Here is a 16,946-nt window from a genome sequence, read left to right on the forward strand (position 1 = left end):
GCCCCTAACCGCCGAGACTTACCGCCCCAGCGGGTGTTCGGCCAGCCACCCGCCCGCCACCGCCTGCGGGTCGGCGCCGCCGGCCACCTGCCGGCGCATGTCGGCCAGCGCCGCGGTGTCCAGCACGCCGGCCACCTCGTTGATCGCCAGCAGCTGCCGATCGGAGAGCGCGTTGCGCCGATACAGCGGCACCACGTTCTCGGCCTGGATCAGCGCGGGCTTGCCGTCGGCCAGCGCGACCAGGTCGCCCGGGCTGGCCGGGTCGGCGGTGGTGGTCCAGCCCGCCGTCGGCTGCCCGCCCCGCACGGCGTCGAAAAGCGCTGCTTCGGAAGGGAATTGGCGCGGCGAAGGTAGCCGGCAGGATCCCACCGCCGGCGGCGCGGTAAACCCGATGACCGCGCCGATGGCCAGCCCGTCGCAATGCGCCGGCAGCGCGCTCAGGTCCGCGGTGAGGTCGTGGCCGCCCCACGCCTTGGCGGTGGCCCGCGTGACCAGCAGCACGGGCTTGTCCTCGGCCGCGGTGGTGTAGTCGCCGGCCAGCACGCCCTCGGGCAGCGCCGCGATCATCGCGCGGTAGACCTGCGCGTCGGACATCGCCGTCGCACCGGGCTGCAGCAGCCGCAACGTCTGGCCGGTGAACGCGGGCACGACGGTGAACGCGCCCGAATCCAGCTTGGCCATGGGGTCGGGAACGGTTTCGGGCCGGGCCGCAAAGCCGTAGGACCGCAGCGCCGCCGCGTAGACGGCGGCCAGCAGCGACGACTGGGACCCGACCACCAATTCGGGAGCCGGGCGTCGCTCGCCGCAGCCCGCCAGCGCCAGCAGCGCGGCCAGCAGCGCGGCGGCGAGCCTGGTCACACGGAAGAGTCGGAAGCGATCGCGACGGCGGCGGCAACGGCTTCCCCGACCCGGGCGTCCAGCGGGCTCGGGACGATCCGGTCGACCGCGAGGTCGTCGCTGACGACGGAGAAGATCGCCTCGGCGGCGGCCACCCTCATCTTCTCGGTGATGCGGCGCGCCCCGGCGTCCAGCGCGCCGCGGAACACCCCGGGGAACGCCAGCACGTTGTTGATCTGATTCGGGAAGTCGCTGCGGCCGGTGGCCACCACCGCCGCGTACTTGGCCGCGACCTTCGGATCGACTTCCGGGTCCGGGTTGGACAGCGCGAACACGATCCCGCCCGGCGCCATCGTGGCGACCAGCTCCTCGGGGACGACGCCGCCCGACAGGCCGAGGAACACGTCCGCGCCCTCGAGCGCCTCGACCAGGCCGCCGGACAGGCCGTCGGGATTGGTCCGCCGCGCGAGATCGACCTTGACGCCGTTCATGTCGTCGCGCCCCGTGTGCAGGATGCCGCGCGAGTCGACCACTGTGATGTCCGAAACACCCATCGTCAGTAGGAGGTTCGTGCACGCCACGCCGGCGGCGCCGGCGCCGCAGACGACGACGCGCAGCGAGGACATGTCGCGGCCCAGCAACTTGCTGGCGCCCATCAGCGCGGCCAGCACGACGATCGCGGTGCCGTGCTGGTCGTCGTGCATCACCGGGCAGTCCAGCGCCTCGATGACCCGCCGTTCGATCTCGAAGCAGCGCGGGGCGGAGATGTCCTCGAGGTTGACGGCGCCGAACGTCGGGCGCAGCCGCACCAGCGTTTCGACGATCTCGTCGGGGTCCTTGGTGTCCAGCACGATCGGGATCGCATTGAGCCCGCCGTACGCCTGGAACAGGGCACACTTGCCCTCCATCACCGGCAGCGACGCCGCGGGCCCGATGTCGCCCAGGCCGAGCACCGCGCTGCCGTCGCTGACGACGGCCACCAGCCGGTTCGACCACGTGTAGCGGGCGGCCAGGGTGCGGTCCGCGGCGATCGCGCGGCTGACCTGCGCCACGCCCGGGGTGTACGCGATCGACAACGCGCGCTGGGTGTCCAGCGGCGCGCTGAGCGCCACCGAAAGCTTCCCGCCTACGTGCGCGTCGAAGATCTCGTCGTCTCCGATGGCCAGCTGCCGGTGCGCGGTTTCGGGCATCGCACCAGGGTAAGGGCTACCCATTAGTAGGCCTAATTTCTGCTGGATCGGTTCAGATGAGCCCGAGCTCCGTGACCGCGTTGCGCTCGTCGGCCAGCTCCGCGGTCGACTTGTCGATCCGCCCGCGGGAGAACTCGTCGATGTCCAGCCCCTGCACGATCGACCAGTTGCCGTCCTTGGTGGTCACCGGGAAGGACGAGATCAGGCCCTCCGGCACGCCGTAGGAACCGTCGGACACGACAGCCATCGACACCCAGTCACCCGCCGGGCTGCCCAGCAGCCAGGAGCGGGCGGCGTCGATGGTCGCCGACGCGGCCGACGCGGCCGACGAGGCGCCGCGCGCGTCGATGATCGCCGCGCCGCGCTTGGCGACGGTCGGGATGAAGTCGTTCTCGATCCAGGCCTGGTCGTCGACGACCTCGGCCGCGTTCTTGCCGCCAACCTCGGCGTGGAAGATGTCGGGGTACTGGGTGGCCGAGTGGTTGCCCCAGATCGTCATCTTCTTGATGTCGGTGACGGCGGCGCCGGTCTTCTTGGCCAGCTGCGTGATCGCCCGGTTGTGGTCGAGGCGGGTGAGCGCCGAGAACCGCTCCTTCGGGATGTCGGGCGCGTTGGTCATCGCGATCAGCGCGTTGGTGTTGGCCGGGTTGCCCGTGACGCCGACGCGCACGTCGTCGGCGGCGACCGAGTTGAGCGCCTTGCCCTGCGCGGTGAAGATCGCGCCGTTCGCCTCCAGCAGGTCGCCGCGCTCCATGCCCGGGCCGCGCGGCCGCGCGCCGACGAGCAGGGCGAGGTTCACGCCGTCGAAGATCTTGTTCGGGTCGGCGCCGATCTCGACGCCCGCCAGCAGGCCGAACGCGCAGTCGTCGAGCTCCATCACGACACCCTCGAGCGCCTTGAGCGCCGGCTCGATCTCCAGCAGCCGCAGCTCGATCGGGCGGTCGGCGCCCAGCAGCGCCCCGCTGGCCAGGCGGAACAACAGGCTGTAGCCGATCTGGCCGGCGGCGCCGGTGACGGCGACCTTGACAGGACTTGCGCTCACGTCGATTTACTCCTCGGGACAGTTGCGGTCGACGTCGAAACTAGCGCACCGCCGTCGGCGCGAAATCTCCGGTCCACGGGGCGCGCGGAGCCTTCACGCCGCGTTTCACCAGGACGCGTAGCATTAAGCACCGCTTTCCCGACCCGCGCCGCGATCGGAGGTGAAGGTGTTTCCCGGACCTGACGCACTGCCCGAAGTGCTGCGACCGCTCGCGCACGAGCCCCGCGAGCCGCGCATCCAGCCCGTCGAGCAACCGCCCATCGAGACCCTGGGCGACTGCGCCGTCTACGCCGACGGCAATCGGCTGCCGGGCAAGTTCACCTACGCGGCCGCGCTCACCCGGGTGCGCCAGACCGAAGCGTTCGGGCAGGAGGCGTTCGTCTGGGTCGGTTTGCGCGAGCCGAGCCTGACCGAGATGCAGGACGTGGCGGACGTCTTCGGGCTGCATGCGCTGGCCGTCGAGGACGCCGTGTGCGCGCATCAGCGACCCAAGCTGGAGCGATACGACGACACGGTGTTCCTCGTCCTGAAGACCGTCAACTACGTCCCGCACGAGTCGGTGGCGGCGGCCCGCCAGATCGTCGAAACCGGCGAGATCATGGTGTTCGTCGGCAAGGACTTCGTGGTCACCGTCCGCCACGGCGAGCACGGCGGGCTCTCCGAGGTGCGCAAGCGCCTGGACGCCGACCCCGTGCAGATGCGCCTCGGCCCGTACGCGGTGATGCACGCGATCGCCGACAACGTCGTCGACCATTACCTCGAGGTGAGCAGCCTGATCGAGTCGGACATCGACAGCATCGAGGAGGTGGCGTTCGCCCCGGGCCGCAAGATCGACGTCGAGCCGATCTATCTGCTCAAGCGCGAGGTCGTCGAACTGCGCCGGTGCGTCAACCCCCTGTCGTCCGCGTTCCATCGGATACAGATCGAAAACAAGGACGTGATCTCCAAGGAGGTGCGGCGCTACCTGCGCGACGTCTCCGACCACCAGTCCGAGGCCGCCGACCACATCAACAGCTACGACGACATGCTGAACTCGCTGATCCAGGCCGCCCTGGCCCGGGTGGGCATGCAGCAGAACAACGACATGCGCAAGATGGCGGCCTGGGCCGGTATTGCGGCTTTGCCCACCGCGGTCGCCGCCATCTATGGGATGAACTTCCATTTCATGCCCGAGCTGAACTGGACGTGGGGCTACCCGGGGATCATGGCCCTGATGGCGCTCTCCTGCCTGATCCTGTATTTCCAATTCCGCCGCAACCACTGGCTGTAACCTTTTTCTCTGCGAGCAGACGCAGAATCGCACACTTTCGCGATGATTCATGCGAGTCTGCGTCTGCTCGCGGAAGCAATCAGTCGGGTTGCGCCGCTGGGCGTTTGGGATCCAGCACGTCGACGCCGTCGTTGCTCCAGGCCTGCCGCATCGCCTCGGCGCCCTTGAGCCGCACCCAGGCGGCCTCCGTCGCGGTGATCGGGGTGGCCGACAGGAAACGAACCGGTTCGCGCGGCGGGTCCAGCGGCAGATCGGGAATACCGCTGTCGCCCAACAAGACCGCGGTGAACGGCACCCGGCCCGACGGCCATGCCCACAGCGGCGAACCGATGTCGATCAGGGCGTCGGCGACCAGCACCACCCCGTCGACGGCCGGCGTCGCCGCCAGCACCGCCACACTGCGGGCAATGCCGGTCACCGGCCCGGGATCCCGCAGCCGCAAGACGATCTCGGCGCGCGGGCCGCGCAACGGGTCGGCGACAACTTCGGAGGGGTCGGTCATCGGGTGGCGCGAGCAGCCCAGCGACACGTAGTGAACCAATCCACCACTGCGAAAGCGCAGCACCTCAATGGGTTCGGTGCCCAGGAACGTCACGCTCGCCGAGTCCGGCTCCGCGCCGGAGAAGTGGTCGCGCAGGTGAGCGCGCACGAGCTCCAGGGTCACTCGGCGGGCGCCAGAGTCAGGTTCGCCCCGGAGTCGGCGTCGAATACGGCGACCTTTGTCGTGTCGAGGGCCAACTCGATCGACTGCCCGATGGTCGCCTTCGACTCCGCGGGAACCCTTGCGACGAACTGATTTTCGTGCATCTCACCCTGGGCCTCGAGGTCATCCAGCTGGGCGGAGCGCACGGCCGGGCCCGCGGTGGTGAAGTACACGTACTTGTCGGCGCCCAGCGATTCGACCATGTCGACCTTGACCTCGAAGGTCAGCGCCCTGATGCGCTGGTACCCGTCGATCAACGCCGCGTCTGCCAGGTGCTCGGGCCGCACCCCGACGATGACGTTCGCCGGCTTGTCGTGCTGCGAAATCACCTGCTGCACCTCGGGCGCCAGCATCACCTCGCCGAACGTCAGGTTCAGCCCGTTCGGCGTCAGGTCGGCGGGGAAGAAATTCATCGCCGGCGAGCCGATGAACCCCGCGACGAAAAGATTGGCGGGACGCTCGTAAAGCTCGTCGGGGGCGCCGATCTGCTGCGCCACCCCGCCGTGCATCACCACCACCCGGTCCCCCAGCGTCATCGCCTCGGTTTGGTCGTGGGTGACGTAGACGGTGGTGGTGCCCAATCTCCGCTGCAGCCGGGCGATCTCGCCGCGCATCTGCACCCGCAGCTTGGCATCCAGGTTGGACAGCGGCTCGTCCATCAGGAACGCCTTGGGATGGCGCACGATCGCCCGGCCCATCGCGACCCGCTGCCGCTGCCCGCCCGAAAGCTGGGACGGCTTGCGGTCCAAAAGCTCGGTCAGGTCAAGGGTTTTGGCTGTCTCTTCCACCTTCTGCGCGATCTCGGCCTTCTTCATCTTCGCCAGGGTCAGGGGAAACGCGATGTTCTGCCGCACGGTCATGTGCGGGTAGAGCGCATAGGACTGGAACACCATCGCGATGTCGCGGTCCTTGGGCGCCTTCTCGTTCATCCGTACGCCGTCGATGCGCAGCTCGCCCGACGAGATGTCCTCAAGCCCGGCAATCATGTTCAGTGTCGTGGTCTTGCCGCAGCCGGAAGGGCCGACCAGGATCAGGAATTCGCCGTCGGCGATGGTGATGTTCAGGTCCTTCACCGCCGCGGCGCCGTCGGCGTAGCTCTTGTTGACGTTTTCCAACACAATCTCGGCCATCGCGCTATCCCTTCACAGCGCCAGAGGTCAACCCGGCGACAATCCGTCGTTGGAAAATTAGAACAAAAACGATGATCGGGACGGTAATCACGACGGCACCGGCCGCGATCGAGCCGGTCGGCTCCTCGAACTGCGAACTGCCGGAAAAGTTCGCGATCGCCACCGGCGCGGTGATGGCCGCCTTCGTGGCGGTCAGCGACAGCGCCAGCAGCAGGTCGTTCCAGGCGAAGATGAAGACCAGGATCGCCGCGGTCACCAGCCCGGGCGCCGCCAGCGGCACGATCACCCGGCGAAAGGCCTGTCCCGGCGTGGCGCCGTCCATCTTGGCCGCCTTCTCCAGGTCCCACGGGATCTCCCGGAAGAACGCCGACAGTGTGTAAATGGCAAGGGGCAGAGCGAAAGTGATGTACGGCAGGATCAGGCCGGGCCAGGTGTCGAACAGGCCGAGCGCGCGTTCGATGTTGAACAACGGTGTCACCAGCGAGATGGCCGGGAACATCGTGATCAGCAGGGTGGCGCCGATGAGCAGCCGTTTGCCCGGAAAGTCCAGCCGCGCAACGGCGTAGGCCGCCATCGCCCCCAGCACCACCGCGATCGCCGTGGTGATCAACCCGATCCCGATCGAGTTGATCAGCGCCGAGCTGAAGAACTCGCCCCGGAAGATGCCGCGGTAGTTCTCCATGGTGACCGAGGACGGAATCAGCTTGCCGTCCTTGACCGTTGACGACGGTTTGAGCGACAGGGACACGATCCACAGCACCGGGACGAGGGCGTACACCACGACCAGCGTGTCGATCACGGCCCACAGGGCGGCGCGCGGGTTAGCCGCCATCGGGTTAGCGGCCATCGCCACCACCGGGCGCGGCCGCGCCGAACACCTTGATGTACACCAGCGCGATGATGCCCACGCAACAGAAGATCAGCACGCTGATCGCCGAGCCCAGGCCCACGTTGAAGCCCTTGAACAGGTTGTCGTAGCCCAGGATTGACACCGAGTCGGTGTTGTTGGCGCCGTCGGTCAGCACGTAGATGTTGTCGAAGATGCGGAAGGCGTCCAGTGTGCGGAACAGCAGCGCGACCACGATCGCCGGCTTGATGATCGGCAGGGTGATCCGGGTCAGCCGGCGCCACGCGCCCGCCCCGTCGACCTGCGCGGCCTTCAACAGGTCCTCGGGCACCAGCGCCAGCCCGGCCAGCAGCAGCAGCGCCATGAACGGAGTGGTCTTCCACACCTCGGCGAGCACCACGATGCCCAGCGACGGAATCTGTTGCGTCAGCGGCGCTTGGGTAAGAGGGGAGCCCTGCGGCAACAGGTTTGCCAGGTAGCCGGTCCCCGGCGTCCAGGCGTAGTACCAGCTGTACGACGCGACGACGGTGACGATGCCGTACGGGATCAGCACCGCGGTGCGCACCAGGCCCTTGCCGACCAGCGTGCGGTGCATCACCAGGGCCAGCGTCAGGCCCACCACGAACTCGATCGACACCGAAACCACCGTGATCCCCAGCGTCACCAAAAGCGCCGTCCACCAGTACCCGTCGGTCAGGATCGTCTGGTAGTTGCCCAGCCCGATGAAGGCGGTGTCGCCCGGCGTGGCAAGGTTGTTGCGCTGCAGGCTAAGCCACACCGCGTAGCCGATCGGATACGCCGTCACCGTGAGCATCAGGGTCGCGGCGGGTGCGACCAGCGCGAAGGCCAGCCGCCGCTCCGAATCGGTTGCGGTCACGGCAGCAGCCCCTTGCCGTCGATGGCCCGCTGCGCCTGCGCGGCGAGTTCGTCGGCCGTGCGCTCCGGGTCGATCCGGGTGATCGGGCTCAGCGCCGCCGACAGCCGCAGTGACAACGCTTGGTACACCGGCGTTGCCGGGCGCACGGCCGCGTCGGTGAGCTGCTGGCGGATCACGGTGTACATCGGATACTTGGCCTGAAATTGCGGATCGGAATACAGCGACGTCCGCACCGCGGGCAAGCCGCCCTGGATCGACACGTACTTCTGGCTCTGCAGGCTGCGCAGGCAGCGCACCGCCTCGAACGCCTCCGCGCGGTGGCGGGTGGTGCTGGCGACCGCCAGGTTCAGCCCGCCGATGGTCACCTTGGCCGGCCGGCCCGGCGCCACCCGCGGATACGGCGCGAAACCGAACACCTGCCGGCTTGCCTCGTAGGCGATGCGGAATTGCTCGTCGGTGGGCACGAACGTGCCGACGTCGTCGATGCTGCCGGCCAGCGCCGGATCGCGGTTCAGCGGCAGGAACGGCACCCCGCCCTTGACCGCGTTCTCCAGCAGGGACGCCAGCACGTAGGGCCAGTTGACCTCGAGCGCGGCCCTGCCCTGCTCCACCGCCAGCCGCGCGGTACCCTCGTCGGTCCGGGTGACCGACGGGTCGGCCCCGGGCGCGGTGGCCACCGACTTGAGGACCCGCAGGGCGTCGACGGTGGCCGCCCGGTGCGCCGGCGTGTCGGTCAGCGTGACCCGCCGGCCGTCCTCGGAGAGCACCTGCCCACCGGCGCTCACCAGCAGCGTGTTGAACCACACGACCAGGCCCTCGCCCTCGTTGGCCTGCGCGGCGATCCACGCGGGCTGGCCCGCGGCGTGCAGCCGGGCGGCCTCGGTCACCATCGCGTCCCAGGTCGCCGGCGGCGCCGCCACCAAATCCGGTCGGTACCAAAGCAATTGCGTGTTGGTCGTCACGGGTGCGCCGTAGAGCCGCTGCTTCCAGCGCGCCGACGCGAGCGGACCCGGCAGGGTGTCGACGGTGGCGTCGGTCTCGGCCTGCCCCGCGGGATCGTCGGACAGCGGCAGCGCCCAGCCGGCCTCGGCGAACTCCGCGGTCCACACCACGTCCAGCGCCATCACGTCCAGGCCGCGGTCGTGCGCGCTGAGGCGCCGGGCCAGCTGCACCCGCTGCTCGCCGGGCCCCCTGGGCAGGCTCACGTGTCGGACCGTGAAGCCTAATTGCGCGGTGCACTGCTGCGCGACCGCGGTGAACGTCGCCGCGTCGGTGGCCGGCGTGTAGAAGCTGACCACCAGCCCGGAGCCGGGCGCCCCGCAGGCCGGCGACGCGATGGTGAGCGTCGCCAGGACGACTGCGCCTAGTCGGCGTGCGCGCCCACGACGACTCACCACCAATTCAGATCGCCAGGCGCGCCAGCAGATCCCGCGCCTTCTCTGCGTTTTGCGGATCGCAGAGCACGTCGTAGCGGCCGGCCACTAACTGCATGGTGGAGCTGAAATCCCTTGTGCCACGGGCCATTGCATACGGGACGGCGGAGGTGATCAAACCGAAGAACACCCCGGCGACCAGGCCGGTGACCAGCGCGGCCCAGGGATTGGGGCTGAAGAAGCCGAGCACCAACCCGATGAACAGACCGAGCCAGGCCCCGCTGATCACCCCGCCGCCCAGCACCTTGGGCCACGACAGCCGACCGGTGACGCGTTCGACCTGCATGAGGTCGACGCCGACGATGGTCACCTGCTGCACCGGGAACTGTTGGTCGGAAAGGTAGTCCACGGCGCGCTGCGCCTCGGCGTAGGTGGGATAGGAGCCGACGGGCCAGCCCTTGGGCGGTGTCGGCAGCGAGGGCACGCCGCGCCGGCCGGCCGCCGCGCCCGTGGGCGTGGCGCCGGGAACCTGTCCGGGCTGGAAAGGACTAGTCATCGCCGCTCATTCTCCTCCGCCTCGGCCATCCTCTCATCCCGAGGCCGTTTTGCTAGGTTGAGCAGCATGTCAGCCCCCGGCGGCCCCGCCGACGACGCCAACGCGCCGCAAGGCGGCGGCCGGGACGATTGGACGCCGCCCTGGGATCCGCCCGCGATCGACTATCCGGCGTATTCGCCGCCCGGTTACCCACCCGGCTATCCGCCCGCCTATCCCGCCGACTATCCCCCGCCGATGCCGCCGGGCTACGGCGCCCCGCCCTACCCGCCGCCCGGCTACGGGCCCCCGGCATATCCGCCCCCATACCCCGGCTACGGGCCGCCGTCCTATCCCGGCGGCTACTACGCGACACCGGACTACCGGGTCCAGCCCGGGACCAACGGCATGGCGATCGCCTCGCTCATCTCGTCTTTCACCGGCTTCCTCTGCTGTGGCATCGGCTCGATCCTGGCCATCGTGCTGGGCGTGGTCGCGCTAAGCCAGATCAAGCAGACCCGCCAGGAGGGCTACGGCCTGGCAGTCACGGGCATCGTGATCGGCGCGGGCACCCTGGTGGTGTTTTTGGTCGTCGCGATGTTCAGCATCCGTTCCCATTAGGGCGGCCCAGCGGAAAAGCGGGCGTGGCCGCCTGCCATCCGCGCGGCGCCTGAATAGGCTCTCTGGCATGGGACCGGTCAACAGGGTGTACGTCGCGCGGCTCCCACGAATGCTGGTGTTGGGTCCGCTCGGCGAAAGCTTCGGCCGCGTGCGCGATGTGGTGATCAGCATCAGCATCGTCCGCCAGCAGCCCCGGGTCCTGGGACTGGTCGTCGATTTGGCCACGCGCCGCAGCATTTTCATCCCGATGCTGCGGGTCGCCGCGATCGAGCCCAACGCCGTCACACTCAACACCGGCAGCGTGTCGTTGCGCCACTTCGAACAGCGGCCGGGCGAGGTGCTGGCCATGGGCCAGGTGCTCGACACCGTCGTCAGGGTCAACGATCCCGAACTGCCGGAGCTGGCCGGCCTCGACGTCGTCATCACCGACCTGGGCATCGAACAGATCCGCACGCGCGACTGGTTGGTCAGCCGCGTCGCCGTCCGCACGCAGCGACGGCTGGGCCGGCGCGGCCCCGTGCACGTCGTGGACTGGCAGAACGTCCAGGGCCTGACCCCGTCGGCGCTGGCGCTGCCGGGCCAGGGGGTGGCGCAGCTGCTGGGCCAGTTCGAGGGGCGTAAGGCGGTCGACGTGGCCGACGCGATCCGCGGGCTGCCGCCCAAGCGCCGCTACGAGGTGCTCAAGGCGCTCGACGACGACCGGCTGGCCGACGTCTTGCAGGAGCTGCCCGAGTTGGACCAGGCCGACGTGCTCTCGCAGCTCGGCACCGACCGATCGGCAGACGTGCTCGAGGAGATGGATCCCGACGACGCCGCCGACCTGCTGGGCGTGCTGAACCCGACGGACGCCGAGATGCTGTTGACCCGGATGGACCCCGACGAGTCGGAACCGGTGCGCCGGCTGTTGACCCACTCCCCCGACACCGCCGGCGGCCTGATGACCTCCGACCCGGTGGTGCTCACCCCGGACACGTCCGTCGCCGAGGCGCTGGCCCGGGTGCGCGACCCCGACCTCACCGCGGCGCTGTCGTCCATGGTGTTCGTGGCGCGCCCTCCGACGGCCACCCCCACCGGGCGCTACCTGGGCTGTATCCCGTTGCAGCGGCTGCTGCGCGAGGCGCCGGCCGAGCTGGTCGGCGGGATCGTCGACAGCGACCTGCTGACGCTGACGCCGGAGACCCCGCTCGGCGCGGTCACCCGCTACCTCGCCGCGTACAACCTGGTGTGCGGACCCGTGCTCGACGACCAGAACCACCTGTTGGGCGCGGTGACCGTGGACGACCTGCTCGACCACCTACTCCCGCACGACTGGCGGGTGGATGTGCAGCAGTTGGACACCACCGGCCGAATCGAACGACGACTGGGAGGGTCCGGGTGAGCAAGTCCACGGCACCGCGACGGCTTTACACCCCCCGGACGTCGCGCCGGTATTCGCCGCGCGTCGACCCCGAATCCGTCGGGCAGATCACCGAGTCCGTCGCGCGTTTCTTCGGCACCGGCCGCTACCTGCTGATCCAGACGATCATCGTGATTGCGTGGATCTTGGTGAACGTGTTCGCCGCGGCGTTGCGCTGGGACCCGTACCCGTTCATCCTGCTGAACCTCGCCTTCTCCACGCAGGCCGCCTACGCGGCGCCGCTGATCCTGCTCGCCCAGAACCGCCAGGAGAATCGGGACCGCGTCGCGCTCGAAGAGGATCGTCGGCGCGCCGCCCAGACCAAGGCCGACACCGAGTACCTGGCCCGCGAACTGGCGGCGCTGCGGCTGGCCGTGGGCGAGGTCGTGACGCGCGAATACCTGCGCCACGAACTGGAGGACCTGCGTTCTATGCTGACCGAACTATTGCCGGAAGGTGCGGACGGGAAGGCTGTGGGGGCGGGTGACGACTGGGAGCCGACGGCTAAGAAATCCCGCTAATTATCAAATCCCCCATTGCGCCACTCCCGTCACGGGGGTTATGTATTGTGATCTGGTTCACGAAGCTAAGCAGGTAGTTTCCCGACCTTAGGACCGTCGAGTGCGCATTGGGGCACGCTGGGGTAAACGCCCCGACGCCGCGGCCGAGCGGCAGCGCGCACGCCTGACAAAATCGCCGGCTTTCGGCGTTGCCGTCATCACTCCCCTGGTCTTCGCCGGAGCGGTCGGCGGCGCGGCCCCCGCCCTTCCCGGGCGTACCCCGCCGGTGCACAGCCAGGTCATGCCGGTGCGCGACGCCGCCATCTTTCCGGTGGCCGCGGTGTCGCCGACCGTGCCCGACACCACCGGGCCGGTCGTCTTCGCCATCGACCGGGCGCCGACGGCGTTCCACATCGCCGAGGCCGCCCCGTCCGCGCCGCCTCCCCCGATGGTCGTGAGTGCGCCCGGCGCGCTTGGCATTCCGTCCGTCGCGCTCGCCGCGTACCGCAGCGCCGAACAGAAGATGGCCGTCGCCGCCCCGGGCTGCGGCGTCAGCTGGAACCTGCTCGCCGGGATCGGGCGCATCGAATCCGGCCACGCGAGTGGCGGCGCCGTCGATGCGCGCGGCACCGCCGTCGTCCCGATCTACGGCCCCGCGCTGGACGGCACGCTGCCCGGCAACGAGGTCATCCTGCAAAGCAGCACCGGCAACCGCCCCACCTACGCGCGCGCGATGGGGCCGATGCAGTTCCTGCCGGGCACCTGGGCGCGCTACGCCGCCGACGGCAAGGGCGACGGAACCGCCGACCCGCAGAACCTGTTCGACGCCACCCTGGCGGCCGCCCGCTACCTGTGCAGCGGCGGGCTGAACCTGCGCGACCCGGCGCAGGTCATGTCCGCGATCCTGCGCTACAACAACTCGATGGCCTACGCGCAGAACGTGCTGGGCTGGGCCGCGGCCTACGCCACCGGCGTGGTCCCCGTCGACCTGCCGCCGATGACCGGACCGCCCCCGCCGCTCGGCAACGCGCACGACGACCACCCGGAGGGCCTCGGGCCCAACCTGCCGATGAACGTCATCGGCCTGCCGTCGGACGACTTTTTCGCGCGGACGCCGCTGATCGACCTGAGCGGGACACCGCCCACCGGCCAGCAGCCGATGTACCCGTGGATGTCGCCCGCGCCGCAGCAGGCGCCCACGCAGCTGCCCGGCTGCACCGTGATCTGCATCGGTCCCCAGAACCCGGCGCCGCCGCCACCCTTCGGGCAGCCGCCGTTCGCGCCACCGCCCCCGCCGCCGATGCCCGCGGCCCCGCCCGCCGGTCCGGGCGGCCCGGGTCCCGCCGGTGCGCCCAGGGCGCCCGGTCCGGCCGGCTAACCGGTCCGACCACGCACGCCTAGACTCGGTGTTGATGACCACCGATCTAGCTGCCGCCATCCGCACCGCCCTGGGGAAGGTGATCGACCCCGAATTGCGCCGTCCCATCACCGAACTCGGGATGGTCAAGAGCGTCGACGTCGACGCCGACGGCGCGGTGCACGTGGGGATCTACCTGACCACCGCCGCCTGCCCGAAGAAGACCGAAATCACCGAGCGGGTCGCCGCCGCGGTCGCCGACGTGCCCGGCACCGGCGCGGTCAAGGTCAGCCTGGACGTGATGAACGACGAGCAGCGCACCGAGCTGCGCAAGCAGCTACGCGGTGACGCGGCCGAGCCCGTCATCCCCTTCGCCCAGCCCAGCTCCCTGACCCGGGTCTACGCCGTCGCCTCCGGCAAGGGCGGGGTCGGCAAGTCCACGGTCACGGTCAATCTGGCCGCGGCGATGGCCGCCCGCGGGCTGTCGGTCGGCGTGCTGGACGCCGACATCCACGGCCACTCCATCCCGCGGATGATGGGCACCACCGACCGGCCCACGCAGGTCGAGTCGATGATCCTGCCGCCCATCGCCCACGAGGTGAAGGTCATCTCGATCGCCCAGTTCACGCAGGGCAACACCCCGGTCGTGTGGCGCGGGCCGATGCTGCACCGGGCGTTGCAGCAGTTCCTGGCCGACGTGTACTGGGGCGACCTGGACGTCCTGCTGCTCGACCTGCCCCCGGGCACCGGCGACGTCGCCATCTCGGTCGCCCAGCTGATCCCCAACGCGGAGATCCTCGTCGTGACCACCCCCCAGCTGGCCGCGGCCGAGGTCGCCGAGCGCGCCGGCAGCATCGCCCTGCAGACCCGCCAGCGCATCGTCGGCGTCGTGGAGAACATGTCCGGGCTGACGCTGCCCGACGGCACCACGATGCAGGTGTTCGGCGAGGGCGGCGGCCGGCAGGTCGCCGAGCGGTTGTCCCGCGCCGTCGGCGCCGACGTGCCGCTGCTGGGTCAGATCCCGCTGGACCCGTCGCTGGTGGCCGCCGGCGACTCCGGCGTCCCGGTCGTGCTGAGCGCGCCGGATTCCCCGGTCGGCAAGGAACTGCGCGGCGTGGCCGACGCCCTGTCGTCGCGAAAGCGCGGGCTGGCGGGCGTGTCGCTGGGGCTGGACCCCACGCGCCGCTGACTCACTGCCGGCGAGCGACCGTGTTTGTACGCCGACACGCCGTCGTAGGCGTGCATTTGCGGTCGCTCGCGCCGAAGGATCAGGTCGCGTCGGTATCGAACGGCACGGGGCCCTCGACGGGCCGCGGCGCAGGCGCCGCCGCGGGCGGGGCGCCGTTCACCGGCCGGTCGAAGTTCCCAGTCAGGAACGAGTCGTCGCCATCCAGGAGGTGCTTGGTCAGCGCGGCGCGCGGGGTCATGCCGCGCAGTTTCTGCAACTCAGACAGTGGGGCGCGCAGGTCGTCGAACTCGGGCCCGATGTCCTCGCGTAGCTGGCTGGTCACCCCGCTGAGGTAGTCGCGAGCCTGCCGCAACGCGGTGGACGTCCAGCGGATGGCGCCGGGCAGGCGCTCCGGCCCGAGGATGACCAGCCCGACGACGACGAGCACCAGGATGTGTTCCCAGCTGAGGTTGGAGAACATCGCTAATCCGGGTCCGGTTTCACCGTCAGCGTGACGTGCCGGCCGTCGCGGACCACCTCCACCGGGGAGTCCTGCCCGATGGTCAGCTGCCGGACAGCGACGACGAACTCGTCGGCGTCGGCGACCTTGCGGTTGCCAACCTTGACGATCACGTCGTTCTCCAGAATCCCGCCCTTTTGCGCGGGGCTGCCCGCCTTGACGTTGGCGACCTGCGCGCCGGAGGCGATCGCGTTGCTCACCGAGCGGGTGCTGACCCCGAGCGTCGGGTGCACGATCTTGCCGTCCTTGATCAGCGTCTGCGCGACCTGCTTGGCCTCATTGATCGGGATCGCGAAGCCCAGCCCGCTGGCGCTGTCCGACAGCGACTTGCCCGCGGTGTCGATGCCGATCACCTGGGAGTCCATGTCGATCAGCGGGCCGCCGGAGTTGCCGTGGTTGATCGAGGCGTCGGTCTGCAGCGCATCGATGACGGTGTCGGTGTCCGAGCCCTCGCCCGACAGCGGGACGGGGCGGTGCAGGGCGCTGATGATGCCGTGGGTCACGGTGCTGCGCAGCCCCAGCGGCGCACCGGCGGCGATCACCTCGTCTCCGACCCGCACCTTGTCGGAGTCGCCGAGCCGGGCCACGGTCAGGTTGTCGACGTTGTCGACCTTGAGCACGGCCAGGTCGGTCTTCGGATCGCGTCCCACCAGGTTGGCGGGGACTTCCTTGCCGTCGTTGAACACCACGGTCGTCTTGAACTGGCTCGGGTTGTTCGCGGCCTCGGAGATCACGTGGTTGTTGGTCACGATGTAGCCGCGGCCGTCGATGACGACGCCGGAGCCTTGCATGCCCTCCTGGTCGCTCTTCGACTCGATGGTGACCACGGAATTGGCGGTCGCGGCGGCCACCTTGGCGAACCGGCCCGCCGGCGACTCGCCGTTGCCGTTGGTCGCCAGGCTCACCTTCGAGGTGGTGAACGCCTCGACGACCTCGGCCGTCTTGCGCCCGATCACGCCGCCGATCACGCCGACCACCAACGCGATCAACAGCAGGACGGCCAGCGCCAGGTAGGACACCTTGCGCCCGAACAACACGTCGCGCACCCCGAGCTTGCCGGTGTAACCCGGCACGCCCGGCGGCGGTGCCGGCGCCACGGCCGGAGTTCCCAGGGCGGCCCCGGCGGCGGGGTCGCGCCAGGGGTCCTCGGCGCCCTCCGGCTCGGCGCCGTCCTGCTCGGCCGCCAGCGCGCCGGCATCGATCGGGTGCCGCTGCAGCGTGTCCATGGTGCCGACCGGCTTGCTGAAGGCCTCCTCGAGGACGGGGTCGGCCGGTTGCTCGTGGGGCGCGAATTCGCCCTCGTCGCGGTACTTCGACGGGCGCACGCGATCGGCGACGAAGGAACCCTGCTGCCCGGCGGGACGGCTGAACAACTGACGCGATGCGGGGTCGACCGGGGGCCGTGAGATGGGACGCGGCGCCAGGCGGTTACCGCCCCTGCTGTCCGCGTTTCCGGTGTCGTTGCCGTCGGAGGTCACGTTACCCCTTTGGATTCTCTTCTCGAGCGCTCGAGACAGGCCGCTTACGAGGCGCGCTGCGGCGCGGCGGCACTGTGCTTGTCCACCCTAGTATCCACGGGTGCG

At 69.8% G+C, this 16,946-nt stretch carries 17 protein-coding genes; 6 read left to right on the forward strand and 11 right to left on the reverse strand.

Annotated elements, in window-relative coordinates; genetic code table 11:
• Positions 1-18 precede the first annotated feature (18 nt).
• Genes AC5Y5E_RS20650 through AC5Y5E_RS20660 form a run of 3 tightly spaced genes read right to left on the reverse strand, consistent with a single transcriptional unit; the run spans position 19 to position 3,069 of the window.
• Positions 19-858 (reverse strand): glycine betaine ABC transporter substrate-binding protein, encoded by an 840-nt coding sequence (locus tag AC5Y5E_RS20650; RefSeq protein WP_499904610.1) that lies wholly within the window; start codon positions 856-858, stop codon positions 19-21.
• Positions 855-2,027, reverse strand: coding sequence for an NAD(P)-dependent malic enzyme (locus AC5Y5E_RS20655; protein WP_499904612.1), 1,173 nt, complete (start codon positions 2,025-2,027; stop codon positions 855-857). Before AC5Y5E_RS20655 ends, AC5Y5E_RS20650 begins: the two co-directional genes overlap by 4 nt.
• 52 nt (positions 2,028-2,079) lie before the next feature.
• A complete protein-coding gene (locus AC5Y5E_RS20660) occupies positions 2,080-3,069 on the reverse strand; it encodes a malate dehydrogenase (protein WP_499904614.1) in 990 nt (329 codons plus the stop codon).
• A 166-nt stretch (positions 3,070-3,235) separates the two neighbouring features.
• Between AC5Y5E_RS20660 and corA the strand changes: the two genes are divergently transcribed.
• Positions 3,236-4,339: a magnesium/cobalt transporter CorA gene (corA, locus tag AC5Y5E_RS20665; protein ID WP_499904615.1), complete on the forward strand. Its 1,104-nt coding sequence runs from the start codon at positions 3,236-3,238 to the stop codon at positions 4,337-4,339.
• A 79-nt stretch (positions 4,340-4,418) separates the two neighbouring features.
• Here the strand turns inward: corA and AC5Y5E_RS20670 are convergent, their stop codons facing one another.
• The 6 genes from AC5Y5E_RS20670 to AC5Y5E_RS20695 are packed head-to-tail and all read right to left on the reverse strand — an operon-like array spanning position 4,419 to position 9,825.
• Positions 4,419-4,997, reverse strand: coding sequence for a suppressor of fused domain protein (locus AC5Y5E_RS20670; protein WP_499905024.1), 579 nt, complete (start codon positions 4,995-4,997; stop codon positions 4,419-4,421).
• 2 nt (positions 4,998-4,999) lie between these two features.
• Positions 5,000-6,172 (reverse strand): ABC transporter ATP-binding protein, encoded by a 1,173-nt coding sequence (locus AC5Y5E_RS20675; RefSeq protein ID WP_499904617.1) that lies wholly within the window; start codon positions 6,170-6,172, stop codon positions 5,000-5,002.
• A 4-nt stretch (positions 6,173-6,176) separates the two neighbouring features.
• Entirely contained in the window at positions 6,177-7,004 is an 828-nt protein-coding gene (locus AC5Y5E_RS20680; RefSeq protein ID WP_499905025.1) for a carbohydrate ABC transporter permease, read from the reverse strand.
• Positions 7,005-7,008: 4 nt separating this feature from the next.
• Positions 7,009-7,896 (reverse strand): carbohydrate ABC transporter permease, encoded by an 888-nt coding sequence (locus AC5Y5E_RS20685; protein ID WP_499904619.1) that lies wholly within the window; start codon positions 7,894-7,896, stop codon positions 7,009-7,011.
• Complete coding sequence (locus tag AC5Y5E_RS20690) at positions 7,893-9,293, reverse strand: extracellular solute-binding protein (RefSeq protein ID WP_499904621.1); 1,401 nt, start codon at positions 9,291-9,293, stop codon at positions 7,893-7,895. Before AC5Y5E_RS20690 ends, AC5Y5E_RS20685 begins: the two co-directional genes overlap by 4 nt.
• 4 nt (positions 9,294-9,297) lie before the next feature.
• Positions 9,298-9,825, reverse strand: coding sequence for a YflT domain-containing protein (locus AC5Y5E_RS20695; protein ID WP_499904622.1), 528 nt, complete (start codon positions 9,823-9,825; stop codon positions 9,298-9,300).
• 66 nt (positions 9,826-9,891) lie between these two features.
• On the opposite strand from AC5Y5E_RS20695, the gene AC5Y5E_RS20700 reads away from it, so the two are divergent.
• The 5 genes from AC5Y5E_RS20700 (at position 9,892) to AC5Y5E_RS20720 (ending at position 14,864) form a co-directional block, all read left to right on the forward strand.
• Complete coding sequence (locus AC5Y5E_RS20700) at positions 9,892-10,422, forward strand: DUF4190 domain-containing protein (protein ID WP_499904623.1); 531 nt, start codon at positions 9,892-9,894, stop codon at positions 10,420-10,422.
• A gap of 67 nt (positions 10,423-10,489) precedes the next feature.
• On the forward strand, positions 10,490-11,800 hold the full coding sequence (locus tag AC5Y5E_RS20705) for a magnesium transporter MgtE N-terminal domain-containing protein (RefSeq protein ID WP_499904625.1): 1,311 nt from the start codon (positions 10,490-10,492) through the stop codon (positions 11,798-11,800).
• Positions 11,797-12,339, forward strand: coding sequence for a DUF1003 domain-containing protein (locus AC5Y5E_RS20710; protein WP_499904627.1), 543 nt, complete (start codon positions 11,797-11,799; stop codon positions 12,337-12,339). The genes AC5Y5E_RS20705 and AC5Y5E_RS20710 overlap by 4 nt, the downstream gene beginning before the upstream one ends.
• 100 nt (positions 12,340-12,439) lie before the next feature.
• A complete protein-coding gene (locus AC5Y5E_RS20715) occupies positions 12,440-13,696 on the forward strand; it encodes a lytic transglycosylase domain-containing protein (protein ID WP_499904629.1) in 1,257 nt (418 codons plus the stop codon).
• Between the two features lie 34 nt (positions 13,697-13,730).
• Positions 13,731-14,864 carry an Mrp/NBP35 family ATP-binding protein gene (locus tag AC5Y5E_RS20720; RefSeq protein ID WP_499904630.1) on the forward strand — a complete coding sequence of 378 codons (1,134 nt, stop codon included), beginning with the start codon at positions 13,731-13,733 and terminating at the stop codon, positions 14,862-14,864.
• 79 nt (positions 14,865-14,943) lie between these two features.
• On the opposite strand, the gene tatB is transcribed toward AC5Y5E_RS20720, so the two are convergent.
• Both tatB and htrA read right to left on the reverse strand, forming a co-directional pair.
• Positions 14,944-15,324 (reverse strand): Sec-independent protein translocase protein TatB, encoded by a 381-nt coding sequence (tatB, locus tag AC5Y5E_RS20725; RefSeq protein WP_499882593.1) that lies wholly within the window; start codon positions 15,322-15,324, stop codon positions 14,944-14,946.
• A gap of 2 nt (positions 15,325-15,326) precedes the next feature.
• Positions 15,327-16,841: a serine protease HtrA gene (htrA, locus tag AC5Y5E_RS20730; protein ID WP_499904631.1), complete on the reverse strand. Its 1,515-nt coding sequence runs from the start codon at positions 16,839-16,841 to the stop codon at positions 15,327-15,329.
• Positions 16,842-16,946 lie beyond the last annotated feature (105 nt).

Source organism: Mycobacterium sp. NGS54, from assembly GCF_059812465.1.